At 54.2% G+C, this 25,241-nt stretch carries 23 protein-coding genes and 1 other RNA gene; 9 read left to right on the forward strand and 15 right to left on the reverse strand.

Annotated elements, in window-relative coordinates:
* Nucleotides 1-2: 2 nt before the first annotated feature.
* From ubiH to ACVLVH_RS19920, 3 genes are read right to left on the reverse strand one after another with little or no spacing between them, the layout of a single operon-like run.
* Complete coding sequence (gene ubiH, locus ACVLVH_RS19910) at nt 3-1,181, reverse strand: 2-octaprenyl-6-methoxyphenyl hydroxylase (protein WP_277974051.1); 1,179 nt, start codon at nt 1,179-1,181, stop codon at nt 3-5.
* Entirely contained in the window at nt 1,178-2,500 is a 1,323-nt protein-coding gene (gene pepP, locus ACVLVH_RS19915; protein WP_312463656.1) for a Xaa-Pro aminopeptidase, read from the reverse strand. The genes ubiH and pepP overlap by 4 nt, the downstream gene beginning before the upstream one ends.
* A 50-nt stretch (nt 2,501-2,550) precedes the next feature.
* Nucleotides 2,551-3,132 (reverse strand): YecA/YgfB family protein, encoded by a 582-nt coding sequence (locus tag ACVLVH_RS19920; protein ID WP_101761948.1) that lies wholly within the window; start codon nt 3,130-3,132, stop codon nt 2,551-2,553.
* A 170-nt stretch (nt 3,133-3,302) separates the two neighbouring features.
* On the opposite strand from ACVLVH_RS19920, the gene zapA reads away from it, so the two are divergent.
* The 3 genes from zapA (at nt 3,303) to ACVLVH_RS19935 (ending at nt 4,533) form a co-directional block, all read left to right on the forward strand.
* Entirely contained in the window at nt 3,303-3,632 is a 330-nt protein-coding gene (gene zapA / locus ACVLVH_RS19925; protein ID WP_007890288.1) for a cell division protein ZapA, read from the forward strand.
* Between the two features lie 40 nt (nt 3,633-3,672).
* A non-coding RNA gene (ssrS, locus tag ACVLVH_RS19930) (6S RNA) lies at nt 3,673-3,856 on the forward strand.
* 80 nt (nt 3,857-3,936) lie between these two features.
* The gene (locus ACVLVH_RS19935) at nt 3,937-4,533 is read left to right on the forward strand and encodes a 5-formyltetrahydrofolate cyclo-ligase (protein ID WP_498949988.1); all 597 of its coding nucleotides are present in this window, start codon (nt 3,937-3,939) and stop codon (nt 4,531-4,533) included.
* A 38-nt stretch (nt 4,534-4,571) separates the two neighbouring features.
* Here ACVLVH_RS19935 and serA read toward each other — a convergent pair whose 3' ends face one another.
* Both serA and rpiA read right to left on the reverse strand, forming a co-directional pair.
* The gene (gene serA / locus ACVLVH_RS19940) at nt 4,572-5,810 is read right to left on the reverse strand and encodes a phosphoglycerate dehydrogenase (RefSeq protein ID WP_137386397.1); all 1,239 of its coding nucleotides are present in this window, start codon (nt 5,808-5,810) and stop codon (nt 4,572-4,574) included.
* A 279-nt stretch (nt 5,811-6,089) separates the two neighbouring features.
* Nucleotides 6,090-6,749, reverse strand: coding sequence for a ribose-5-phosphate isomerase RpiA (gene rpiA, locus ACVLVH_RS19945; protein WP_280172036.1), 660 nt, complete (start codon nt 6,747-6,749; stop codon nt 6,090-6,092).
* 181 nt (nt 6,750-6,930) lie between these two features.
* Here rpiA and ACVLVH_RS19950 point away from each other — a divergent pair, with 181 nt between their 5' ends.
* A complete protein-coding gene (locus ACVLVH_RS19950; protein WP_007890292.1) occupies nt 6,931-7,836 on the forward strand; it encodes a LysR family transcriptional regulator ArgP in 906 nt (301 codons plus the stop codon).
* A gap of 38 nt (nt 7,837-7,874) precedes the next feature.
* Here ACVLVH_RS19950 and ACVLVH_RS19955 read toward each other — a convergent pair whose 3' ends face one another.
* On the reverse strand, nt 7,875-8,603 hold the full coding sequence (locus tag ACVLVH_RS19955; protein ID WP_101761944.1) for an oxidative stress defense protein: 729 nt from the start codon (nt 8,601-8,603) through the stop codon (nt 7,875-7,877).
* A 217-nt stretch (nt 8,604-8,820) separates the two neighbouring features.
* On the opposite strand from ACVLVH_RS19955, the gene ACVLVH_RS19960 reads away from it, so the two are divergent.
* Nucleotides 8,821-10,128: an MFS transporter gene (locus ACVLVH_RS19960; RefSeq protein WP_280172037.1), complete on the forward strand. Its 1,308-nt coding sequence runs from the start codon at nt 8,821-8,823 to the stop codon at nt 10,126-10,128.
* Here ACVLVH_RS19960 and ACVLVH_RS19965 read toward each other — a convergent pair.
* On the reverse strand, nt 10,115-10,813 hold the full coding sequence (locus tag ACVLVH_RS19965) for an IclR family transcriptional regulator (RefSeq protein WP_101761942.1): 699 nt from the start codon (nt 10,811-10,813) through the stop codon (nt 10,115-10,117). The two genes, ACVLVH_RS19960 and ACVLVH_RS19965, sit on opposite strands and share 14 nt — an antisense overlap.
* Nucleotides 10,814-10,870: 57 nt before the next feature.
* Here ACVLVH_RS19965 and ACVLVH_RS19970 point away from each other — a divergent pair, with 57 nt between their 5' ends.
* Nucleotides 10,871-13,129 (forward strand): FAD-dependent oxidoreductase, encoded by a 2,259-nt coding sequence (locus ACVLVH_RS19970; protein ID WP_498949998.1) that lies wholly within the window; start codon nt 10,871-10,873, stop codon nt 13,127-13,129.
* On the opposite strand, the gene argO is transcribed toward ACVLVH_RS19970, so the two are convergent.
* From argO to tkt, 6 genes are all read right to left on the reverse strand, one after another.
* Complete coding sequence (gene argO, locus ACVLVH_RS19975) at nt 13,126-13,749, reverse strand: arginine exporter ArgO (protein ID WP_110868000.1); 624 nt, start codon at nt 13,747-13,749, stop codon at nt 13,126-13,128. The genes ACVLVH_RS19970 and argO overlap by 4 nt on opposite strands.
* Before the next feature lie 128 nt (nt 13,750-13,877).
* Nucleotides 13,878-14,753 (reverse strand): small-conductance mechanosensitive channel MscS, encoded by an 876-nt coding sequence (gene mscS / locus ACVLVH_RS19980; protein ID WP_277974055.1) that lies wholly within the window; start codon nt 14,751-14,753, stop codon nt 13,878-13,880.
* A 188-nt stretch (nt 14,754-14,941) separates the two neighbouring features.
* On the reverse strand, nt 14,942-16,021 hold the full coding sequence (gene fbaA / locus ACVLVH_RS19985) for a class II fructose-bisphosphate aldolase (RefSeq protein WP_110868001.1): 1,080 nt from the start codon (nt 16,019-16,021) through the stop codon (nt 14,942-14,944).
* A gap of 104 nt (nt 16,022-16,125) precedes the next feature.
* Complete coding sequence (gene pgk / locus ACVLVH_RS19990; protein ID WP_101761937.1) at nt 16,126-17,289, reverse strand: phosphoglycerate kinase; 1,164 nt, start codon at nt 17,287-17,289, stop codon at nt 16,126-16,128.
* Between the two features lie 51 nt (nt 17,290-17,340).
* On the reverse strand, nt 17,341-18,360 hold the full coding sequence (gene epd, locus ACVLVH_RS19995; RefSeq protein WP_277974056.1) for an erythrose-4-phosphate dehydrogenase: 1,020 nt from the start codon (nt 18,358-18,360) through the stop codon (nt 17,341-17,343).
* Between the two features lie 343 nt (nt 18,361-18,703).
* Nucleotides 18,704-20,695 carry a transketolase gene (tkt, locus tag ACVLVH_RS20000; RefSeq protein ID WP_498949989.1) on the reverse strand — a complete coding sequence of 664 codons (1,992 nt, stop codon included), beginning with the start codon at nt 20,693-20,695 and terminating at the stop codon, nt 18,704-18,706.
* Between the two features lie 273 nt (nt 20,696-20,968).
* Here tkt and loiP point away from each other — a divergent pair, with 273 nt between their 5' ends.
* The gene (gene loiP / locus ACVLVH_RS20005; RefSeq protein ID WP_101761934.1) at nt 20,969-21,721 is read left to right on the forward strand and encodes a metalloprotease LoiP; all 753 of its coding nucleotides are present in this window, start codon (nt 20,969-20,971) and stop codon (nt 21,719-21,721) included.
* A gap of 161 nt (nt 21,722-21,882) precedes the next feature.
* Here the strand turns inward: loiP and ACVLVH_RS20010 are convergent, their stop codons facing one another.
* Nucleotides 21,883-22,287 (reverse strand): YidB family protein, encoded by a 405-nt coding sequence (locus ACVLVH_RS20010; RefSeq protein WP_192236431.1) that lies wholly within the window; start codon nt 22,285-22,287, stop codon nt 21,883-21,885.
* A 54-nt stretch (nt 22,288-22,341) separates the two neighbouring features.
* On the reverse strand, nt 22,342-23,262 hold the full coding sequence (speB, locus tag ACVLVH_RS20015; RefSeq protein WP_101761932.1) for an agmatinase: 921 nt from the start codon (nt 23,260-23,262) through the stop codon (nt 22,342-22,344).
* Nucleotides 23,263-23,750: 488 nt separating this feature from the next.
* On the opposite strand from speB, the gene ACVLVH_RS20020 reads away from it, so the two are divergent.
* Together ACVLVH_RS20020 and ACVLVH_RS20025 are read left to right on the forward strand one after the other, a co-directional pair.
* A complete protein-coding gene (locus tag ACVLVH_RS20020; protein ID WP_137386407.1) occupies nt 23,751-24,527 on the forward strand; it encodes an ABC transporter permease in 777 nt (258 codons plus the stop codon).
* Nucleotides 24,524-25,207, forward strand: a complete 684-nt coding sequence (locus ACVLVH_RS20025; RefSeq protein WP_309833396.1) for an ABC transporter ATP-binding protein — start codon at nt 24,524-24,526, stop codon at nt 25,205-25,207. Before ACVLVH_RS20020 ends, ACVLVH_RS20025 begins: the two co-directional genes overlap by 4 nt.
* Nucleotides 25,208-25,241: the final 34 nt, after the last annotated feature.

Genomic DNA, 25,241 nt, shown 5'->3' on the forward strand with positions numbered 1-25,241 from the left:
GCTTAACGCTTAACCCAGCCGAGCGTGCGCGCGGCAAGTGGATTTCGTAGCCAAGGCAGATGGTCCATCGCCACCAGCCCAAGATTTCGTCCTGCTACCAACGGCGCATAGCGGTTAGCAAACAGTCGGACTAAACCGTCAGTGACGCCAACAGTGGCGGCACGATCGGGCTGACGTCGCGCGGCAAAATGCTGTAATACCGCGAAACTGCCGGGATCTTGCTGCTGACGATATGCGCCTGCCAGCGTTTCCGCCAGCGACATCACGTCGCGCAGACCCAGGTTGAAGCCTTGTCCGGCGATTGGATGCAGCGTTTGCGCCGCGTTGCCCACCAGCGCCAGACGATGTGTCACCTGACGTTCAGCGGTTTGCAGCGCCAGCGGATAATGCTCGCGTTGACCGGTATGCGTGAAGCGCCCCAGACGCCAGCCGAATGCGCGTTGCAGTTCTTGCAGGAAGGTCGCATCATCCCACTGCTTAATCGTTGCTTGCGCCTCAAGCGGGTGGCACCACACCAGCGACATGCGGTTGCCGGACATCGGCAACAGCGCCAGCGGGCCGTATTCGGTAAAGCGCTCAAAGGCGCGGCCCTGATGCGGCAACTGCGTCGACACGTTGGCGATAACCGCCAACTGCTGATAATCGTCGCGCTGCCAGGTGATACCGCAGGACGCGCCTAAAGGTGAACGCGAACCGTCGGCGGCCACCAGTAATGCGCCTGCCAGCTGTTCGCCGCTGTTCAACATCACCTGCACATTATCCGCCGTACGCGCTACCGAAGTTACATGATCCGGGCAGCGCAGCGTGACGCCCGGCGCTTTTTGCAGGCGTTGAAACAGCCGCTGGCCGACATCAAACAGTTCAACCACCTGACCGAGCGCAGGCAACTGATGATCTTGCGCTTTAAGCGAAACAAAGCCGGTATGACCGCGATCGGAAACGTGAATATCGGTGATGGGCGTGGCGCAATCGGCCAGCGAGCGCCACAGATCGATATCTGCTAACTGCTGACAGGTGCCAGCAGCCAGGGCAATCGCGCGTCCGTCAAAGCCAGGATGTGCGCGGCTGTCGGGCTGGCTGCGCTCAATCAGGGTAACCGGCAGTTGGCCTTGCGTCAGATGTGAAATCGCCAGCGCCAGAGTCGCACCGGTCATGCCGCCGCCGGCAATCAAAATGCTCATGCGTGACGTGCCGCCGCCATCAAGGCTTCAATCGCATCGGCGTCTTTCACTACGCTGTCGGTGAGATTTTCGTTGCCGTCGGCGGTGATGACGATGTCATCTTCGATGCGAATGCCAATGCCGCGATATTGTGGCGGTACTTTGGCATCTGGCGCGATATACAAGCCAGGCTCAACCGTCAGCACCATGCCCGGCTCCAGCACGCGGTCGCGGCTTGGCGTGCCGTAATGGCCGACATCGTGCACATCCAGCCCCAGCCAGTGACTCAAACCGTGCATGAAGAAAGGACGATGCGCCTGCTCTTCAAACAGCGTATCGATATTGCCATCCAGAATGCCGAGATCGACCAGGCCGGTAATCATAATACGCACCACCTCGTCGTTGACGTCATGGATGCTGATGCCCGGACGGAACATCGACAACGCTTTGTTGAGCGAAGCCAGCACGATGTCGTAGATGGCGCGCTGCGGCTCGCTAAAGGTGCCGTTGACCGGGAAGGTGCGGGTGATATCGCCCGCGTAGCCGTGGAATTCACAGCCTGCGTCAATCAGCACTAAGTCGCCATCGCGCATTTCCGATTCGTTTTCGGTGTAGTGCAGAATACAGCCGTTTTCGCCCGAACCGACAATGGTGTTGTACGAGGGGAAACGCGCGCCATGGCGATTGAATTCGTGATGAATTTCGCCTTCCAGCTGATATTCAAACATGCCCGGACGACAGGCTTGCATCGCTCGCGTGTGCGCCAGCGCGCTGATTTTTCCGGCGCGGCGCAGAATCTCAATCTCTTCTGCGCTTTTGAACAGGCGCATGTCGTGCACCCACGGACGCCAGTCGGTAACTGTGTCGGGCGCGCTAAGGTTTTGACGGAAGCCGCGACGCAGTTTGTCCAGCGCACTGAACACCAGCTGATCGGCTTCTGCGTATTCGCCCTGCGCGTGGTAAACCACATCCAGGCCGTTAAGCAGTTGATGCAGCTGCTCGCCGAGGTCATCCCACGGCAAAGCGCGATCGACTCCCAGTTTCGCCAGTGCGGCATCCTGGCCAAGGCGGCGACCAAACCAGATTTCGGCCGTCAGGTCACGCACGCGATTGAACAGCACGCTGTGATTGTGCTTATCATCACTTTTGATTAAGACCAGCAGCGCCTGCGGTTCATTAAAACCGGTGAAGTACCAGAAGTCGCTGTTTTGACGAAAGCTGTATTCGGTGTCGTTGCTGCGCGTCACTTCAGGTGCAGCAAAAATTAACGCCGCACTGCCTGGCGCCATGCGGGCAATCAGCGCCTGACGACGTTGTTGAAACGTATCCAAGGTAATCATGTTTGCACTCCCTGTTGAAGACGGGCCACAACGCACCCGCATTGACGCGCTTAATGTAGCGTAGGTTTCTGTACTTCTGGTGCCGTTGGCTGATGCGGACGCGTGAAGGTGTCGTGGCACAGCAGAGCGGCAACGCGCACGTACTCAATCACCTCTTCGAGTGACTGCTCCAGCTCTTCCTGATCTTCATCTTCGTCATAGCCAAGTTGTGCGATGGTGCGCAGATCGTCAATCGCTTCGCCAGTTTCGCCGGTCACTTTCTCCAGCTTCGGCTGCGTGACACCCAAACCGAGCAGGAAGTGGTTTACCCAACCGGCCAGCGCATCCGCGCGATCGAATACCGTGATGTCATCGTCTTCCGGCAACATCAGCTGGAACATAAAACCTTCGTCTTCCAGCGTGGTCGCCAGGCTTTCATGCAGCGCCTGCAACGGCTGAGACAGGCTCTGCGAAAACGCCATGCCTTCGTTGGTGAGATCGTGAACCATGGTTTTCCAGCTGGTATCCTGATTGCCGCCGCACAGAATCCCGGAAAGGAGACCATGCATTTCGGCTGGCGTCATGCCCACGCCCTGCTGTGAAAGGGCCGCGGCCAGCGCGTTGTAACTCGGCGTTGCGTTCTGTAAAGACATAAGCTTTGGTCGTCGTTGGCAGAATAAGTTCGTGTTATGCTACCACCAGGTGCCTCTGGGTTTCCAGAAAAGGGGTTGTAACTTATAACTCGGGTATATATAGTTTCGCACCTCCCAACCCATTGACCGGTAAGGGAGATGCGATCGAAGTAATCAGTTAGGATGGTGGCATGTCTGCACAACCAGTAGATATTCAAATTTTTGGTCGTTCGTTAAGAGTGAATTGCCCGCCTGAACAGCAAGATGCGCTGAATCTGGCCGCAGAGGATCTCAATCAACGGTTGCAAGATTTAAAAGTTCGCACTAGAGTCACCAATACAGAGCAACTGGTGTTCATCGCCGCGTTAAACATCTGCCACGAGTTGGCACAAGAGAAAGGTAAGACGCGCGACTATGCAGCAAACATGGAACAACGTATCCGCATGCTGCAGCAGACCATTGAACAAGCGTTAGTAGAGCAAGGTCGCATAACTGACCGCCAGGGCCCTAATTTTGAATAAAGCTTCATGGTCACTCATGCTATAGTGACGGTGAAGTAAATTTTCTCTGAGATGTTTGCAAGCGGGCCAGTCCCCTGAGCCGATATTTCATACCAACAGAATGTGACGCTCCACAATTTGTGCGCATGCTCGGTTCGTCCGAGAAGCCTAATAGTTGTGACGGCATGTTCACCTTGAACCAAGGGTTCAAGGGTTACAGCCTGCGGCGGCATCTCGGAGATCTCCATTTAGTAGCAAGTCTGTTTCCCCGGTTCGCATGATATAATCGCTTTTAAGAAGCGATTATTCCGGGGATTTAGATATCATGCCAGCGCCCTCCCTTCTCGACCGTCAAGACATCCGTCAGCATGTGCGCCATTTGCGCCGTAATCTCACGTCTGAGCAACAGGAACAAGCCGCCGATCAGTTGGCTGAACACGCCATCAACATTGCGCCGATCGCTAATGCCCAACGCATTGCGCTGTTTTTATCTGTCGATGGAGAGATCAACACCCGCCCGCTAATCGCCAAACTTTGGCAGCAAAAAAAGCAGGTTTACTTACCGGTGCTTCATCCCTTCTCGCCGGGCAATCTGCTGTTTATCCGTTACACGCCAGAAACGCCACTCGCGCCAAATAAACTTCGCATCCCGGAACCGCCGCTGGATATCACGCAACTGGCCACGCTGGATCAGCTGGATGTGATGCTGGTGCCGCTGGTGGCGTTTGACTGTGCTGGCCAACGTTTGGGAATGGGTGGCGGATTCTACGATCGCACGCTGCAAAACTGGCAGCAGCATGGTTTTCTTCCGGTGGGCATCGCACATGATTGTCAGCGCGTAGAAGCATTGCCGGTCGCCGCCTGGGATGTGCCGCTCCCCGCGATTCTGACGCCATCGAAACTATGGCAGTGGGAAGCGTGAGCAGGAAAAACAAAGGGCGCCAATGGCGCCCTGTTTAATCAGTACAGCAGACGGGCGCGGATGGTGCCCGGAATCGCCTTCATCGCCTGCAGCGCTTTATCCGCTGCATCCTGCTCAGCATCAATATCGATCACCACGTAGCCCATAATTGGCGTGGTTTGCAGATACTGCGCGGCGATGTTGATGCCCTGCTCGGCAAAAATCTGGTTGATAGCGGTCAGCACACCCGGACGGTTTTCATGGATGTGCAGCAGACGGCTAGCACTTGCCGCATGCATCGGCAGTGAGACTTCCGGGAAGTTAACCGCAGACAGCGTAGAACCGTTGTCGGAGTATTTCGCCAGCTTGCCAGCCACTTCGATACCGATGTTTTCCTGCGCTTCCTGCGTTGAACCACCAATGTGCGGCGTCAGGATCACGTTATCGAACTCGCACAGCGGTGAGTTAAACGGGTCGCTGTTAGTCGCAGGCTCGACCGGGAAGACGTCGATAGCGGCACCAGACAGATGTTTGTTCGCCAGGGCATCACACAGCGCCGGAATATCGATCACGGTACCGCGCGCGGCGTTGATCAGCAGCGCGCCCGGCTTCATCAGCGCCAGCTCTTCCGCGCCAATCATGTTCTGAGTGGATTGCGTTTCAGGAACGTGCAGGCTGACCACGTCGCTCATGTTGAGCAGATCGGAGAGATGACGCACCTGAGTGGCGTTACCCAGCGGCAGCTTGCTTTCGATATCGTAGAAGAACACATGCATACCGAGGCTTTCTGCCAGTACACCCAGCTGCATGCCGATGTGACCGTAACCGATGATGCCCAGTTTCTTGCCGCGTGCTTCAAACGAACCGTTGGCGACTTTATTCCAGATGCCACGGTGCGCTTTGGCGTTGGCTTCCGGAATGCCACGCAGCATCAGTAGCATTTCGCCAATCACCAGCTCTGCAACAGAACGGGTGTTGGAGAACGGCGCGTTGAACACCGGCACACCGCGTTTCGCCGCTGCACCGAGATCAACCTGGTTGGTACCGATACAGAAGCAGCCGACTGCTACCAGCTTTTCAGCGGCAGCAAAGATCTCTTCAGTCAGTTGGGTACGGGAACGGATACCAATGAAGTGCGCATCGCGGATAGAGGATTTCAGCGACTCCGCATCCAGCGCCCCTTTGTGAAACTCGATGTTGGTGTAGCCTGCTGCACGCAGGTTTTCCAGCGCACTCTGGTGAACGCCTTCCACCAGCAGGAACTTAATCTTGTCTTTTTCCAGTGATACCTTTGCCATTTCCCGACCCTATTCAGAATTCAATGAGGACTACCATAAGGTAGCCTTCTGTCAAAATATCAAAAATTTCGTGCGCAGCAATACAAACGATTGCCTGGGAGCCAGCACGCGCCCACGCGGAGACAGCACAATGCCGTACAAAATCGTGACATCCTTAATGGACGAAGTACGAACTTACTGCTGATGAATCTTTTGTGACATAAGTCACCAAATTTCAGCCTGGTGAGAAAAGATGTTTTGCGGATGGAAATAACCGGCGCATTACGCGCGCCGGACAGATCATTTTACGATGGTTTTCACGCCTTCTGCGGTACCAATCAGTGCGACATCCGCACCACGTCCCGCAAACAGGCCAACGGTCACTACGCCCGGCAGCGCATTAATGGTTTTTTCCAGTTCGATGGGATCGAGAATACGCAGATTATGCACGTCGAGAATAATGTTGCCGTTGTCGGTAATGACGTTCTGGCGATACTCCGGCAAGCCGCCGAGTTTGACCAGTTCACGCGCCACATACGAACGCGCCATCGGAATCACTTCAACCGGCAGCGGGAAACGGCCCAGCACATCAACTTCTTTCGATGCATCGGCAATGCAGACAAATTTCTTCGCCACCGCCGCAACGATTTTCTCACGCGTCAGCGCTGCGCCACCGCCTTTGATCATCTGCATCTGCGGATTGATCTCATCGGCGCCATCAACATACACCGACAGTTCATCAATTTCGTTGAGATCGAAGATGTGAATACCCAGCGCTTTCAGTTTCTCGGTTGAGGCTTCCGAGCTGGAAACCGCACCTTCAATCTGATTCTTCATGGTGCCGAGTGCATCAATAAAATGCGCCGCTGTTGAACCCGTGCCTACGCCGACAATGGAGCCGGGCTCTACGTACTGCAGAGCTGCCCAACCTACCGCTTTTTTCAGTTCATCCTGGGTCATGGTATGTTTAAAACCTGTGCGACATCGAAGTGCGCGTAGTATAAAACAAGGCGCTGTAAAAAAGCGCGACTGTTAGACAGCCGATTTAACGCTTTGGAAGCCAGCCCGCAAAAATGCGCCGCAGCACAATTTGACAGTTTTATGGCATAGTAATGTCCACCCTGAACGAGAGAGAACAACAATGAAACGCCCGGATTATCGAACGCTTCAGGCGCTGGATGCTGTGATTCGCGAGCGCGGCTTTGAGCGTGCGGCACAAAAACTCTGCATTACCCAATCGGCGGTTTCGCAGCGTATTAAACAGCTGGAAAATTTATTTGGTCAGCCGCTGCTGGTGCGCACCGTGCCGCCGCGTCCGACCGAGCAGGGACAAAAGTTACTGGCGTTGTTGCATCAGGTTGAACTGCTGGAAGAGGAGTGGCTGGGTGATGATAACGGTGGAACCACGCCGCTGTTGCTGTCGCTGGCGGTCAACGCCGACAGCCTGGCCACCTGGCTGCTGCCCGCGCTGAAAGACGTGCTGGCCGATTCGCCAGTGCGCCTGAATTTGCAGGTAGAAGATGAAACCCGCACGCAGGAACGTCTACGTCGCGGTGAAGTGGTCGGCGCGGTGAGTATTCAGCCGCAGCCGCTGCCAAGCTGTCTGGTGGATCAACTGGGTGCGCTCGATTATCTGTTCTGCGCCTCACCTGATTTTGCTGCTCGCTATTTCCCGAACGGCGTAACACGCTCTGCGCTGCTGAAAGCGCCGGCGGTGGCATTTGATCATCTGGACGATATGCATCAGGCGTTTTTACAGCAGAACTTTGACCTGTCGCCGGGCAGCGTGCCTTGCCACATCGTTAACTCGTCAGAAGCCTTTGTGCAGCTGGCGCGTCAGGGTTCGGTGTGCTGTATGATTCCGCATCTGCAGATTGAGCGCGAGTTAGCGCAAGGTGAACTGGTGGATTTGACGCCAGGCCTGTATCAGCGTCGTATGCTGTACTGGCACCGGTTTGCGCCGGAAAGTCGTTTGATGCGCAGCGTGACCGACGCGCTGATTGCGCACGGACATCGCGTGCTGCGTCAGGATGTGTTGCCAGCGTAAAGATCAGGTCGCCCTTCATGGCGACCTGATATCAAACCTTACGGCGTGTTTGGTTTGATTTCAAAGACGACATCTACCTGGTCGTCAAAGTGAATGCTCTGCTGCTCGTAAGTTTGCTGCGCGGTGGTATCAGCTTGTACTGCGGCGGCCTTATACATGCGCGCCATCGGCATCGGTTGATAGTTCGCAACGTGATAGCGGATGCTGTAAACCGAACCTAACTTAGCGTTAAACCCTTCTGCCAGCGCGTTAGCCTGCTGCGTAGCATTAGCGATGGCCACTTTACGCGCCTTCTCTTTATAGCTGTCCGGATTCGCCACACCTAACTCGACCGAACGAATTTCATTCAGGCCAGATTTTAACGCGCCATCCAACAGCTCGTTGAGTTTGTCCAGCTGGCGCAGCGTTACCTGTACCTGACGCTCGGCACGATAGCCTTTCAGTACCGACTTACCTTCTTTGGTGTAATCGTACTCTGGCTGCGTGCTGAGGTTTGCCGCATCAATATCTTTTTTCTCGATACCGTTCTTTTGCAGGAAATCGAAATATTGCGCCACGCGGTCATCAGCTTGTTTCTTCGCTTCTGCCGCGTCTTTCGACGAAACATTCACCACAATCGCGAGCGTCGCGAGATCTGGCGTGGCATCAACGCTTGCCTGTCCAGAAGTCACCACATGCGGTCCATTCGGCAATTCGCCTGCCTGAACTAAACCGGACAGTGCGCCCGTGCTCATTACGGCGGCCAGCGCCAGTGCTTTCAGTTTCACGAAAGTCCTCCTTGAGGGATTCAATTTGCAGGTCGCCATTATGGCTAAACCCAAAACACATTAACATGTGTGCTTATCTGATTAGTAAACGGCTCAAAAGTTCGAGCAATCTCCTTTTTAACGTAGCCGCGATCGCAAATTTAGCTGTACGGATTCGCCAATAAAACACTTATTCGTTTCTATTAAAGAAACACCTCTGAGTTCGGGAGAGTTGCCAATGACAGAACAGCCACTTAGCCAAACCGTTGCCAGCGCTCGCGCGGGACGCACGCGCTTTCTGATGCTCGGTCTGGTGTTTATTAACATCATTATCAACTATATGGATCGCACTAACCTGTCGGTTGCCGCTACGGCAATGGCTGGCGAATTGCGCTTCTCGCCCATGGAGATGGGATTGATCTTTTCCGCCTTTGGCTGGATCTACGCTGCGCTACAGATCCCCGGCGGCTTCCTCATCGATCGCCTTGGCGCGCGCGTGGTTTATGGCGTCGGTTTATTTGCCTGGTCGCTGATCACCGCGCTGCACGCGCTTGCCAACAGCTTTGGCGCGCTATTTGGTCTGCGGCTCGGCGTCGGTGCTTTTGAAGCGCCGGTGATGCCCTCCAACAACCGGGTGATCTCCAGCTGGTTTCCGGAGCAAGAGCGCGCCAGTGCCATCGGCATTTACTCCTCAGCGCAGTTTGTCGGCCTGGCGTGTATGACGCCGCTGCTGTTTCATCTGCAGGATGCTTTTGGCTGGCGCGGACTGTTTTTGATCACCGGACTTGCGGGGATGATTTGGGCGCTGGTGTGGTATTGGCTCTACCGCGAGCCGAATCAACATCAAGGCGTGTCAAAAGCTGAGCTCAGCTATCTGCGTGACAACGGTGCGCTGCTGGAGAGTCGACAACATTCGCAGCAGCCCATAGCGCGCTGGGGCGATTTGGCGCAGATGTTCCGCAGTCGTAAATTGGTCGGCATCTATATTGGCCAGTTCACCATTTCCGCCACCTTCTGGTTCTTCCTCACCTGGTTCCCGACGTATCTGGTGGAGTATCGTCACATGGGCTTCATCAAAAGCGGCTACGTTGCTTCGGTGCCCTACTTCGCCGCCTTCTGTGGCGTGCTGCTGGCCGGATTTGCCTCAGATCGCATGATACGTCGCGGTATCTCCGCTAGCGTGGCGCGCAAGCTACCGGTGATCCTTGGCCTGTTCCTGACGCTGTTTATCCTTGGCGCCAATTACACCAACGATTCCACGCTGATTATTCTGTTTATGTCGCTGGCGTTCTTCGGCAACGGCCTGGCGACCATTACCTGGGTGTTTGTCACGGCGCTGGCGCCGCGCCACTTGATTGGTCTGGCGGGCGGGGTATTTAACTTTACCGGTGCGCTGTCATCCATCGTGGTACCGATTGCCATTGGTGCGTTAATCGACGGCGATAACTTCGCGCCAGCCCTGGCATTTATTGCCGTGCTGGCCGCGATTGGCATCTGCAGTTACCTGTTTATTGTCGGGAAAATCGATCATGTTAACGCGGGGTGAACACGGTTTGCGCCAGCGATTGCAACTGTTGCAGGCGCTGCGCGAGGTGCGCCTCATCGTCCTGCCAGATTTTGGCGAACGCCAATGCCGCGCGATTGTGATCAATCGGCTGCGCCATACTGATTTCGCCATCATCGCGGTGCCAGATCAGGTAACCCTCAGCACGCTTACGCGCCAGCAGCGGCGCGATTTGCAGCCACTGTTCTTCGCTAAAACGCGGGCGCAGCGCCTCGTCACTTTCCGCCGCCAGCAACGACACGCCAATCACCGATTGCCACGCGGGCAGCATGCGGAAACCGGCCAGCGCCTGGCTGGCGTTGATGCGTTCACCGGGTTCCGAGTGCCAGATATAGATCACCTGATCCTCCCACAGCACGCCCAGCGCCACCACGATATCGCGCGGCGCGTGACGTTCCAGCTGCGGCAACGCCTGCGCGAACAGCGAAGATCCGCGAATCGCCTGTGCCGCCAGCGCGTGAATACCGGGGCCAGGCAGATAGCGTCGATGCTCATCCTGCGTCGTCAGTCCAATCGACGCCATGGTCATCAGCAGTCGATTCACACGCGTGCTGTTCATCCCCATCTGGCGCGCCAGTTCACGGCAACCCACGGCCTTATCACTGGACACCAGATATTGCAGACAGCGAATACCGTCAATCAGGCTTTGGTTCGGTTGAGAAGACATAGATCACCTGCGGCGGGCAAACTCCAATCTTAGCCTTAGAGTCAGAGGAATGAAATGATGCAGACTTTCTCTACGCAAAATGAGCGCCACTTTCCGCAACAACGACTACAAGCGGAGTTACTGATCGTCGGCGGTGGACTGGCGGGCGTGTGTGCCGCGCTGGCCGCCGCACGCGATGGCCTTGATGTGGTGCTGATTCAGGATCGCCCGGTGCTGGGCGGCAACGCTTCCAGCGAAGTGCGCTTGTGGGCCAACGGTGCGACCTCACACATGGGCAATAACAATCGTTGGGCGCGCGAAGGCGGCATCATGGGCGAGATCATGGAGGAGAACCTGTGGCGCAATAAAGAGGGCAATCCGGTACTGTTCGATATGGTGCTGCTGGACATCGTACAGGCGCAGCCCGGCGTGACTTTGCTGCTCAATACGGTGGTGACCGATATCGAAAAATCTGGCCGCCGTTTGCTGTCAGTGCAGGCGTTCAATGCCATTAATCAAACGCGTTATCGGGTTTCGGCTACACAATTTATCGATGCCAGCGGCGATGGCGTATTGGGCTATCTGGCCGGTGCAGCGCATCGCGTGGGCGCGGAATCCGTGGAGGAGTTTGGCGAGAAGATGGCGCCGGGCGAGAATTTCGGCCATAAGCTCGGACATTCGATTTACTTCTACACCAAGCGCACGGCACAACCGGTACGCTTCGTTGCGCCCTCTTTCGCACTAAAAGAGATCACCGCCATTCCGCGCTATAAACGGCTGAGTTCAGAGCTGAACGGCTGCGATTTATGGTGGCTGGAGTGGGGCGGACGGCTCGATACCGTGCATGAGAGCGAAACCATCAAGTGGGAACTGTGGAAAATTGTCTGGGGCGTGTGGGATTACATCAAAAACTCCGGTGAATTTCCCGATGCCGATAACCTCACCATCGAATGGGTGGGCCTGATTCCCGGCAAGCGCGAGAGCCGGCGTTTTCTCGGCGAGACGATGCTGTGCCAACAGGACATCATCGAACAACGCGACCACTATGATGCAGTGGCGTATGGTGGCTGGTCGATTGATCTGCATCCGGCCGACGGCGTCTACAGCGAACACGATGGCTGTCGTCAGTTCCACAGCAAAGGGACTTACACCATTCCCTTCCGCGCGCTCTACAGCCAGTCGCTGGACAATCTGCTGCTCACCGGCCGATTGATCTCCGCTACGCACGTCGCCTTTGGCAGCGCACGCGTCATGTGCACCTGCGGCGTGCTGGGCGAAGTGGTGGGCCGCGCGGCGGCGCTGTGCCAGCAACAGCAGATCACGCCCGCCGAACTGGCGCAGCCTGAGCGCGTTGGGCAGCTGCAGCAGCATCTGCTGCGTCAGGGTGCGTTTATCCCGCGACATCCGTTGGCCAACCCAGCGCGCCAGGCGCATGTCACGGTGAGCAGCACCTTAGAGTTGCGCGCCCTGCCCGCCGATGCCGATTGGCAGCCGCTGCAATCTCGCTGTGCGTTGCTGCTGCCGCTCAAAGCGGGCGAACGCTTGCCGGCAATCAGTGTGCAGCTGCGCGCCGCCAACGCGCAAAAATTACAGGTATCGCTGCTCACCAGCGCTAATCCGGCCAATACCTGCGGCGACTGCCAACTGAGCACGCAAAGCATCACGGTTACTGAGCAAGGCACTTATCGACTGAGCTTTGATTATCGCGCCGATTGCGATCGCTATCTGTTTATCGCCTTTGAGGAGAACGCTGCGATTGAGGTTGCATTAACCAGCCAGCGTTTGCCGGGCGTGATGATGGTGTTCAACAGTCTCAATCCGCGCGTGGCGAAACGCACACGCCAGATTAACGATGGCGATTACGGCGTTGATGAGTTTGATTTCTGGCTGCCGCGCCGGGCTCCACAGCAAATCCTGCTGGCCTTTGCGCTGGAAACGCCGCTGCAGCTTTGGCACCGCGACTATCTGCTCAACGGCAAGCTGCGGCCGGAACAGCACACTAACTGCTGGGTGCCGGCGCAGGATGACACGCATCCCAACGTCAGCTGGCATTGGAATGAACCGCAGCAGGCGAAACACATTACCTTGCTGTTTGACAACGACTTCGACCATGCGATGGAAACGGTGCAAATGGGCCACGCGCTGGCTGTGACGCCGCACTGCACCACGCATTATCGCGTATGGCTGGATGAGATGCTTTTGGCAGACGTGACGGAAAATCATCACTCGCTGTGTCATCACTTGGTACCAGAAGGCGTGAGTTTTAGCCAGATTCGACTTGAGTTGCTCGCCAGTGCGGGCGCGCTGCCCGCACTGTACGGATTACATCTGCATTAGAGTGCAGCAATGCCCTGACGCGCCAGCTGAATGGCGATAAACCACATCACGCCGCCGACCAGCAAATTGATAATGCGCTGCGCCCGCACGGTGCGCAGCCGCGGCGACAGCCACGCGGCCAGCAGCGCCAGGCCGAAGAACCAAATAATTGAGGCACTCACGGTGCCAAATGCAAACCAACGACGCGCGTCTTCAGACGGAAGCTGGCTACCGAGGCTGCCGAGCACCACAAAGGTGTCGAGATAGACGTGCGGATTGAGCCAGGTCACCGCCAGAATAGTAGCGATGATGCGCCAGCGACCTTGCTTTATCTCCGCATCAGATGCCAGCGACACATCACCTTGCCATGCAGCGCGCAGCGCGCCCCAACCGTACCACAGCAAAAACGCCACGCCCGCCCAAGTGATCAGCATCAGTAAGAGAGGCGATTGATTCAGCAACGCGCTGCCGCCAAAAATCCCACCACAGATCAGCGCAATATCGCTAAGGGTACACAGCGATGCGGTCATCAAGTGGTAATGGCGCTTAATGCCCTGATTCATCACAAAAGCATTTTGCGGGCCTAACGGCAAAATCAGCGCAGCACCAAGGGCAAGCCCTTGTAAATAAACAGATAACACGGAAATAACCTTAATAACTGAGGAGATGCGATGCAGTATAGTGACGCGAAGATATTAGAGGAAATTGAAATATTTAATAGGCTATTAGAATGTGTAATAAAAAAGGCACCCGCAGGTGCCCTTCTCTATTATTCGCTGCGTGAAGGCTGTTGTTGCTCGCTCTTCACCTGATGCAGATGCACATCCATCTGCGGGTAAGGAATGCCGATGCCGTTCGCGTCCAGCGTACGTTTGAAGTTCTTCATCAGATCCCAATAGACGTTTTGCAGATCGCTGCTTTTACTCCAGCAACGCACCACAAAATTGAGCGATGAAGCCGCCAGTTCATTTAGGCCGATCTGTACGCCGAGGTCTTGCAGTACGCGCTCGTCCGCATCAACCACTTCACGTAACAGGCTAATAACCTGATCGACATCCGCATCGTAAGCCACACCAATAATGAACTCGTTGCGACGGATCGGTTCACGTGAATAGTTAACGATATTGCCGGCGATAATTTTACCGTTAGGTACCACCACGATTTTGCCATCAGCGCTTTTCAGCGTAGTGGAGAAAATCTGCACGTTCTGTACGGTACCCATCACGCCGCCGAGATCGACAAACTCACCGGTTTTGAACGGGCGGAAGGTCACCAACAGCACGCCAGCAGCCAGGTTGGACAGCGAACCTTGCAGCGCCAAACCCACAGCCAAGCCAGCAGCACCCAGTACGGCAATCACTGAGGCGGTTTGTACGCCAACGCGTCCCAGTGCAGCAATGACGGTAAAAGCGATAATTCCGTATCGCACCATTGCAGAAAGGAAATCTGCCACAGTGGCATCAATATGACGCGCTAGCAGAACGCGGTTAATCGCATTGGAGACGATGCGCGCAATGAACATACCAATGATGATGGTAATAATCGCCGCCACAATATTGACCGCATAGCTCAGGATCAACGCCTGATTACGTATCAGCCATCCACCAGCACTATTAATGCCATCAACGACATGTAAATCTTCCATTTGTTAGCCCTGTTGTTGAGTTTCCCGCGGGAAATTGCCAAAAACTGCCAGATTGACTCCGACACTCCGAATACAAGGGTAAACAAAAATAAGGCGAAGCGCCAAAAATGGCCTGAATTCGTGGGATTTTCTGGATGAGACGCATAAAAAAAGGCCCTTGCGGGCCTTTTTTGTACTGTACGGAAAAATTACAGTACGTCGACAGCGTTAAGCTCTTTGAAAGCCTGCTCCAGGCGAGTCACCATGGAAGCCTGCGCTGAGCGCAGCCATACGCGTGGATCATAGTATTTCTTGTTCGGGCTATCCACGCCTTTAGGGTTGCCCAATTGGCCTTGCAGATATGCTTCGTTTTCTTTGTAGAACTTCAGAATACCGTCCCATGTTGCCCACTGGGTATCGGTATCGATGTTCATTTTAATTACGCCGTAACCAATTGATTCTTTGATTTCTTCTGGAGATGAACCAGAACCGCCGTGGAACACGAAGTCGAGCGCGTTATGCGGCAAGTTGTGTTTTTTAGTCACGTATTCCTGAGAATCACGCAGGATAGTTGGCGTCAGTTTCACGTTGCCTGGCTTGTACACGCCGTGCACGTTACCGAATGAAGCGGCTATGGTGAAACGTGGGCTGATTTTGCTCAGCTCGGTGTAAGCGTAATCAACGTCTTCTGGCTGAGTGTACAGCGCAGAAGCGTCCATGTGGCTATTGTCCACGCCGTCTTCTTCGCCACCGGTACAACCCAGTTCGATTTCCAGGGTCATATCCAGTTTGGCCATGCGCGCCAGATACTTAGAAGAGATCTCGATGTTCTCTTCCAGTGACTCTTCAGACAGGTCGATCATGTGAGAAGAGAACAGCGGCTTACCGGTTTTCTTGAAGTGCTCTTCACCCGCGTCCAGCAGACCGTCGATCCACGGCAGCAGTTTCTTGGCGCAGTGGTCGGTATGCAGGATTACTGGCACACCGTACTGTTCAGCCATCAGATGCACATGGTATGCACCCGCGATAGCGCCGAAGATAGCCGCGCCCTGCGGCTTGTCGGTTTTGAAACCTTTACCGGCGATGAAGGCAGCACCACCATTGGAGAACTGAACGATGACCGGCGCTTTCACTTTGGCCGCAGCTTCCAATACCGCGTTAATAGAATCCGTGCCGACGCAGTTAACTGCTGGCAGAGCGAATTTGTTCTCTTTCGCTACCTGGAAAATTTTCTGAACGTCGTCACCAGTGACAACGCCGGGTTTTACGAAATCAAAAATTTTAGACATGTTTGTGTCCCGTTTCGTTACCGTTCATCCCCGAAGGGATTGCGATTTGTGTGCCCCATAAAGGGCTAGCCTTCAGGCGACGCCCAAGCGTCGCCCCCAAAGAGTTACTGCTTCGCGCGCTCTTCCAGCATAGCAACTGCTGGCAGTTTTTTACCTTCCACGAACTCGAGGAATGCGCCGCCGCCGGTAGAGATGTAAGAGATCTTATCTTCGATACCGAACAGATCGATTGCAGCCAGCGTATCGCCGCCGCCTGCCACTGAGAATGCATCGCTATCGGCGATTGCATTTGCCACGATTTCGGTACCTTTACGGAAGTTCGGGAACTCGAACACGCCAACCGGACCGTTCCACAGAATGGTTTTCGCGCCTTTCAGAATAGCGGCCATCGCCTGTGCGGTTTCGTCGCCGAAGTCCATAATCTCTTCGTTATCCGCCACTTCGGAAACCTTTTTCACGGTTGCCGGGGCAGTTTCAGAGAATTCCGTGCCTACGCGAGAATCAGTAGGAACCGGGATACCAAACTGATCACGCAGACCTTTTGCTGCTTCGACGAAGTCTGGCTCATACAGAGATTTACCGACGTTGTTATCGATAGCCACGAAGGTATTCGCGATACCGCCGCCGACAATCACGGTGTCAGCAATCTTCACCAGCGACTGCAGCACATCAAATTTGGTCGACACTTTAGAACCGCCAACCACAGCAACCAGCGGACGCTCTGGATTACTCATCACTTTGCCCAGCGCTTCCAGCTCAGCTGACAGCAGCGGACCGGCACATGCGATTGGGGCAAATTTGCCCACGCCGTGGGTAGAAGCCTGTGCGCGGTGCGCGGTACCGAAGGCATCCATCACGAACACGTCGCACAGTGCGGCATATTTCTTCGACAGCCCTTCTTCGTCTTTTTTCTCACCTTTATTAAAGCGCACGTTTTCCAGCACAACCAATTCGCCCGCGCCGACTTCAACGCCGTCGAGGTAATCTTTTGCCAGGGTAACGTTGGTGCCGTTCAGTTTATCTTTCAGGTAGTTAACAACCGGCAGCAGGGAAAACTCTTCGTTGTATTCACCTTCGGTCGGACGACCCAGGTGAGAGGTAACCATCACTTTCGCGCCCTGTTTCAACGCCGCTTCGATGGTAGGCAGAGAAGCACGAATACGTGCATCTGACGTCACTTTCCCTTCTTTCACTGGCACGTTGAGATCGGCACGGATCAGAACGCGTTTACCAGCAAGATCCAGATCGGTCATCTTAATTACAGACATGGTGAACCCTCTCGTTGATTCTCATAAGTTTTGCCAGACGCAGTCCGCGTCTTACCTGAAACCGCTTGCGGCCATTGCTAACGTGGTGTCGATCATGCGGTTAGCAAAGCCCCATTCGTTGTCACACCAAACCAGCGTTTTGATAAGGTGATGACCACTGACCCGCGTTTGCGTGCCATCGACTATGGCACTGTGCGGATCATGGTTAAAATCTACTGAGACTAACGGTAATTCCGTATAGTCAACTATACCACGAAACGCCCCTTCTGACGCGTTTTGCAGCAACGCGTTGACCTCACACGCCTTCACCGCTTCGCGCACCGACACGCTCAGATCAATGGCTGTCACGTTGATGGTGGGCACGCGCACGGCAATCGCCTCAAAGCGATCGTTAAATTTCGGAAAAATACGGGTAATGCCAGCAGCGAGACGCGTATCTACCGGAATGATCGATTGGCTGGCGGCGCGGGTACGACGCAGATCGCTGTGATAGGCGTCGATCACCTGCTGATCGTGCATCGCCGAGTGAATGGTGGTCACGGTGCCCGACTCAATGCCAAAGGCGTCATCCAGCAACTTGATCACCGGAATAATGCAGTTGGTGGTGCAGGATGCGTTGGAGACAATGCGGTCAGTTTGTTTAAGAGCTTGTTCGTTGACACCGAACACGACAGTGGCATCGAGATCGTTGCCGCCCGGATGCGAGAACAACACTTTCTTCGCGCCCGCCTGTAAATGGGCTTCGCCATCATCACGGCTGCCATACACACCGGTGCAATCCAGCACGATATCGACACTCAGCTCGCGCCACGGCAGCACATCTATTTCGGCCAGATGCAGGATGCGAATGGTGTCGTCACCGACAAACAGCTGATCGCGCTCCTGGCGCACATCAAAGGCAAAACGGCCGTGGCTGGTGTCGTACTTCAGCAGATGCGCCATGCCGGCGGCGTCTGCCAACTCATTAATGGCGACCACGGTGATCTCAGCCCGGCGACCGGTTTCATACAGGGCACGCAACACATTACGCCCGATACGACCAAAACCATTTATTGCTACGCGAACGGTCATCTCTACCTTCAACCACACCCGAAAAAACGTGCCGATTAGCCTGAGCGTTTCACACCGGTTTGTACAGGGAATTATTGCTTACCCACATGAGTGAGATGCACGATTTCGCTCACAACTGAAACGGTTCAGCTAGAGTAATGCAAGAGAGGAATAACGGGAATGATTGCGATCAAGTGAGTGGCTGAATATTGGATCTACGTCACAAATTTTCCACTGACGGATTATTACTGCAGGAATAATTGAACCGTTTCAGGTTAGATACGCCTGCATTGCAGGTGCGCGCGATGAATCGCGCCGCTACAGGCTGTGCTTAACCGGTAGCGGCGCAATTTACTGCGCAAAGTTACAGAATCGATTTCGCCGTTTTCACCACGTTCTCAACCGTAAAACCAAACTCTTTGAACAGCTGATCCGCAGGCGCTGACTCACCGAAGGTGGTCATACCGACGATCGCGCCGTTTAGGCCGGTGTATTTGAACCAGTAATCCGCGATACCCGCTTCAATCGCCACGCGTGCGGCAACCGCTTTTGGCAGCACGGATTCACGGTACGCCGCGTCCTGCTTGTCGAAGGCGTCGGTGGATGGCATAGACACCACGCGCACCTTGCGGCCTTCCGCCGTCAGCTGATCAAACGCAGCCACTGCCAGTTCCACTTCTGAACCGGTGGCGATCAGGATCAGCTCTGGCGTACCTTGGCTGTCCTTCAGCACGTAACCGCCGCGCGCCACGTTGGCCAGCTGCTCAGCGCTACGATCCTGCTGCGCCAGGTTCTGACGCGAGAAGATCAGCGCCGACGGGCCGTCAACGCGCTCAATCGCGTACTTCCACGCCACCGCTGACTCAACCTGGTCGCACGGGCGCCACAGGCTCATGTTTGGCGTCACGCGCAGGCTGGCCATCTGCTCAACCGGCTGGTGCGTCGGGCCATCTTCGCCCAGACCAATCGAGTCGTGGGTGTAAACCATGATCTGACGGATTTTCATCAGCGCGGCCATACGTGCGGCGTTGCGCGCATACTCGACGAACATCAGGAAGGTGGCGGTGTACGGCAGGAAGCCGCCGTGCAGCGCGATACCGTTGGCGATGGCGGTCATACCGAACTCGCGCACGCCGTAATGGATATAGTTGCCCGCCGCATCTTCGTTGATCGGCTTCGAGCCGGACCATATGGTGAGGTTACTCGGCGCCAGGTCAGCGGAGCCGCCCAGATATTCCGGCAGGATTTTGCCGAAGGCTTCGATGGCGTTCTGCGAGGCTTTACGGCTGGCAATTTTCGCCGGACTGGCCTGCAGCTGCTCAATGAACTTCTGCGACTCGCTGGCCCAGTTCGCCGGCAGCTCATTGTTCACGCGACGTTTGAACTCGGCAGCCAGTTCCGGATGCGCGGCGGCGTAGGCGGCAAACTTCTGGTCCCATGCGGACTCTTTCGCCTGGCCGGCTTCTTTGGCATCCCACTGCGCGTAGATGTCTGAAGGGATTTCAAACGGACCGTGGTTCCAGCCGAGCTGCTTGCGGGTCAGCGCGATTTCATCGGCACCCAGCGGCGCGCCGTGCGAGTCGTGCGTACCGGCTTTGTTCGGCGAACCAAAACCGATAACGGTTTTGCACATCAGCAGTGAAGGCTTGTCGGAAACCGCTTTGGCTTCTTCCACCGCTTTTTTAATCGCGTCGGCATCGTGACCGTCCACGCCGCGCACCACGTGCCAGCCGTAGGCTTCAAAACGTTTGGCGGTGTCGTCGGTGAACCAGCCGTCAACGTGACCGTCGATGGAGATGCCGTTGTCGTCATAGAAGGCAACCAGTTTGCCCAGCTTCAGCGTACCGGCGATGGAGCAGACTTCGTGTGAGATGCCTTCCATCATGCAGCCGTCGCCCATAAGCACGTAGGTGTTATGGTCTACGATGTCATGACCCGGACGGTTGAACTGCGCCGCCAGCGTGCGCTCGGCAATGGCAAAACCCACTGCGTTAGCGAGGCCCTGACCCAGCGGACCGGTGGTGGTTTCAACGCCTGCGGTGTAGCCGTATTCCGGGTGGCCTGGAGTTTTAGAGTGCAGCTGACGGAAGTTCTGCAGCTCGCTCATTGGCAGATCGTAGCCAGTGAGGTGCAGCAGGCTGTAAATCAGCATTGAGCCGTGACCGTTCGACAGCACAAAGCGGTCGCGGTCTGCCCACAGCGGGTTAGTAGGGTTATGGTTCAGGAAGTCACGCCACAGCACTTCGGCAATGTCCGCCATGCCCATTGGGGCACCCGGATGTCCCGAATTGGCTTTCTGTACTGCATCCATACTTAACGCGCGAATGGCGTTGGCAAGCTCTTTACGAGAGGGCATCTTCTACTCCAGGTCGGATTAATGCTCCGCCACGCTTAACTTATTGTAATTAATCAGTTATAAGGCGAAGCGAGAAAAAAGTCGCACATCAATGTACATGAAAATCAGGACAAAAGTACATGCATCTGGGTGCTAAATCACGGGTAACCGTTTGCATTTCCGGGCTTGTCTGCTAGTCATTGAACAACATGCGAGCTATAACCAAAGCGTTTAAACACCTGGGCCAGTTTCAGGTGTTTGTTTTCCTTACCTTGTTACCCAAAGGATGCCGATATGAAAATGAGAGCCACAATTGTTGCTCTGGGAATGGCTTCGCTGCTGAGCGGCTGCGAAGGGTTTGATAACAACGCGCTGCTACAATCGGGTGCGCAGGCTTATCAGGCCTATGCGCTGAACGATACGCAGGTGAAAGAGTTGAGCGATCAATCCTGTGCGCAGATGGATAAAGACAATCAGGTTGCGCCCGCTAACAGTGAATACCAGCAGCGCCTGAACAAAATCGCGGCGGCGCTAGGCGACAACATCAACGGCGTGCCTGCCAACTACAAGGTTTATCAGACCAAAGACGTTAACGCCTGGGCGATGGCGAACGGTTGTATCCGCGTCTATAGCGGGTTGATGGATATGATGACCGATAACGAAGTCGAAGGTGTGCTGGGCCATGAAATGGGCCACGTCGCGCTGGGCCATACGCGTAAAGCGATGCAGGTGGCGCTGACGACCACCGCAACGCGCACCGCTGCGGCTTCCGTCGGCGGCGTGATTGGTTCGCTGTCACAATCACAATTGGGTGAAATGGGTGAGAAGCTGGTGAATGCGCAATTCTCGCAAACTCAGGAAACACAAGCCGATGACTACTCGTTCGACCTGCTGAAAAAGCGCGGCATCGATCCGATGGGATTAGCGACCAGCTTTGAGAAGCTAGCGAAACTGGAGCAAGGAAGACAGAGTTCGATGTTTGACTCGCATCCGGATTCGGAAGCCCGCGCCCAGCATATTCGTGAGCGTATTGCGGCTGGGAAATAGATCGTGCTTGCTGTCCCCCTCCTCGGTCCTCCCCCATGAATGGGGGAGGAAGACGCTGCCACATGTTAGTGAGGAAGCTGCATATAGCTGCGTCTCCTTCCCCCATTCATGGGGGAAGGCCGGGATGGGGGACAGCAAGCAAAGATCAAAAAAAACAACCTTCAACGCTTAAACAATCCATCCACCATCGCACCCAAATCCTGGGTATTCGACGTCTTAATGTGGCCCTGCGGCGATAGCTTATCAATCACCTGCGGCAATAAGGCAGCCAGCGTACCGGACGCACCCTGTACATCGGTGCCGAGCTTATCCGCCAGCGACTGCAGCTGATCATTGCCAAGCGCATTTTGAATCTCGCCGCCATCAATCGACATGTTACTGCCGCTGCCAAGCCAGCTATTCAGCACCTGCCCGAGTCCGCCCTGTTGAAACTTCTGCAGCAGCACTTCAGCGCCGCCCTGTTCCTGCACCCAGTTCCAGATAGCCATCAGCTGTTGCATCTGGTTGCCCTGCCCGCTTCCGTTGCTGTTTCCTAGCGATCCTACTAAATCGTCCAGTAAACCCATAGTCGCCTCCGCAGATTAATTAACCGCCAATAAGTGTAGCCGCAGGAGAAAGGATTAACCTTTATTTGCCGCCTGCACGTGCAGCATGTCCAGCGCCAGTGTGGCTGCGGCCAGCGAGGTCAGATCGGCGTGATCGTAGCCCGGCGCCACTTCCACCAAATCCATACCGACGATATTCATGCCCTGCAAACCGCGAATCAGCTTGGTGGCTTTATCGCTGCTCAAGCCGCCAATCACTGGCGTGCCGGTGCCCGGTGCGTGGGCGGGATCCAGACAATCGATATCAAAGGTCAGATACACCGGCAGATCGCCAACGGTACGCTTCACTTCCGCCAGAATGTCATCAACGCTGCGATCGTTGACCTGCGCGGCATCCAGCACGTTAAAGCCCAAGCTCTTATCGAACTCGGTACGAATACCGATCTGCACAGAGTGCTGCGGATCGATCAAACCCTCTTTTGGCGCGGTGAAGAACATGGTGCCGTGATCGAAAGTAGGACCATTGGAATAGGTATCGGTGTGCGCATCGAAATGCACCAGCGCCATTTTGCCGAAGTGCTTAGCGTGTGCACGCAGCAGCGGCAGCGTGACGTAGTGGTCACCGCCAAAGGTCAGCATGCGCTTACCGTTCGCTAGCAGTTTCTCGGCGTGCGCCTGCAGTTTGTCAGAGAGATCCTGTGAATCGCCAAAGGCATAAACCAGATCGCCGCAATCCACCACGTTCAAACGCTGGCGCAGATCGAAATCCCACGGCCAGCGACAGCCTTCCCACGCCAGGTTGGTGGAAATCTGGCGGATTGCCCCCGGACCTAAACGGCTGCCTGGACGACCGGAGGTCGCGGCATCGAAAGGAACACCGGTGATCACCCACTCAGCGTCACTGTCGTAAGGCTGGAAGTTGAGGGGGAAGCGCATGAAACCAAAAGCGTTAGAAACCAATGAGTTATCATACTGATTGCCCAAGGTGTTATGCATAACTGGTCCTCTTAAGATCCGTAAGTCGATAGGTCTGTTTAGGTATAGATGAAAAAAATCCCCTCAACGTAAATACTACGAGGAAGGGATAGATGGGCGTGATTATTACGAAGATTGAAGTTGGGTGCAATCAATGCTTTGACGTGGTAAGCCTCCAGAAAAATCAAGGTCAATCATTTCGGCTGGAGAGAGCTTGAAACCACAAACGATAATAATTTAATCAAGAATGTTTTGAGCAAAGTGAATAAGGAAAATTGAGCCTTTTCTCAATTATCTTCATAGGAAGGCAGGCAATAATTTCATCGATTGAAAAGTAGCAAATACGATACAAATCAAATAACAACCCATTTAATCAGCTAACTGTAGATGGCAAATCAACGCGACCATTCGAGTCTGCTTATTATCTATTATCTTATCTTCAGCGCATTGGTAACTGTTAAGCCAAGGGCGGTAGCATATCTATTAATCAAGAATACTGTGAGTTTTAAATGGCAAGAAGTGGATTAAATGTACAAAGCGCCACGATTAACGCATTGTTTTTTAGAGAGATAAGAACCAGATTCGGTAAGTTCCGTTTGGGGTATCTCTGGGCGATACTAGAACCATCAGCCCATTTATTAATATTGATGGCCATTTTTGGCTTCATCATGCATAGGACAATGCCAGACATTTCCTTCCCTGTATTCTTACTTAATGGGATCATTCCCTTTTTCATTTTTTCTAATATCTCTACTCGATCACTTGGAGCAATTGACGCGAACCAAGGCTTATTTAATTATCGACCGGTTAAACCCATCGATACTGTTTTAGCAAGGGCGATGTTAGAGACGATTATCTACGTAACTGTCTATATATTTCTGATGTTGATTGTTTGGGCTGCCGGGGAGTATTTTTCTGTGGCAAATCTACTGCAATTAGTGGGTGCATGGAGTCTTTTGATTATTTTCTCATGTGGCGCTGGACTCATTTTTATGGTGATAGGTAAAACCTACACAGAAACGCAGAAGCTTTTGCCAATTCTCCTTAAACCGCTCTATTTCATCTCGGGAATAATGTTTCCACTGCACGCAGTGCCGAAAGATTACTGGCCATTTCTACTCTGGAATCCCATTCTACATGTGGTGGAACTTAGCCGAGCAGCCGTGATGCCGGGCTATAGTAGCGAAGGCGTCAGCCTCGTTTATCTCGCCATTCTCACACTAACGACATTATTTTTGGGGCTTGCCATCTATCGCACCCGTGAAGAGGCAATGCTGACCTCATGATTAAGATTGAAAATCTCACAAAGTCGTACCGCACCTCATCAGGCCGGCACTTCGTGTTTAAAGATTTGAACCTCACTCTGCCAGGTGGAAAAAGTGTGGCGTTGGTTGGCCGAAATGGCGCAGGTAAATCAACATTACTGCGCATGATTGGTGGTATTGACCGGCCTGATAGCGGCGCAATCACTACCAATAAAACGATTTCCTGGCCGGTTGGCCTTACTGGCGGTTTTCAGGGCAGTCTTAGCGGTAGGGAAAACGTTAAATTCGTCGCGCGTTTATATGCCAAACATAGTGAGATGAAAGAGAAAATAGATTTTGTTGAGTCATTTGCTGAATTGGGTAAATACTTCAATATGCCGATCAAAACTTATTCATCCGGAATGAAATCAAGATTAAGTTTTGGTTTAAGCATGGCTTTTGATTTTGATTATTATCTTGTGGATGAGGTCACCGCGGTAGGTGATGCGCGCTTTAAAGAAAAATGCTCAAGGATGTTCCAGGAACGACATAAAAGTGCGAGTTTTTTGATGGTGTCGCATAGCTTAAGTACGCTCAAAGAGTATTGTGACGCAGCTATTTTCATTGGTAGGGATAATCATGTCAATTATTATGACTCGGTAAATGATGCTATTGAGGCTTACTTAAGAAGTGAAAATAACAAAAATACTATTCCAATATAAATAACACCGCTGATCATTTTACAACAATCTATTT

It is taken from the genome of Kluyvera sp. 1366 (assembly GCF_054823405.1).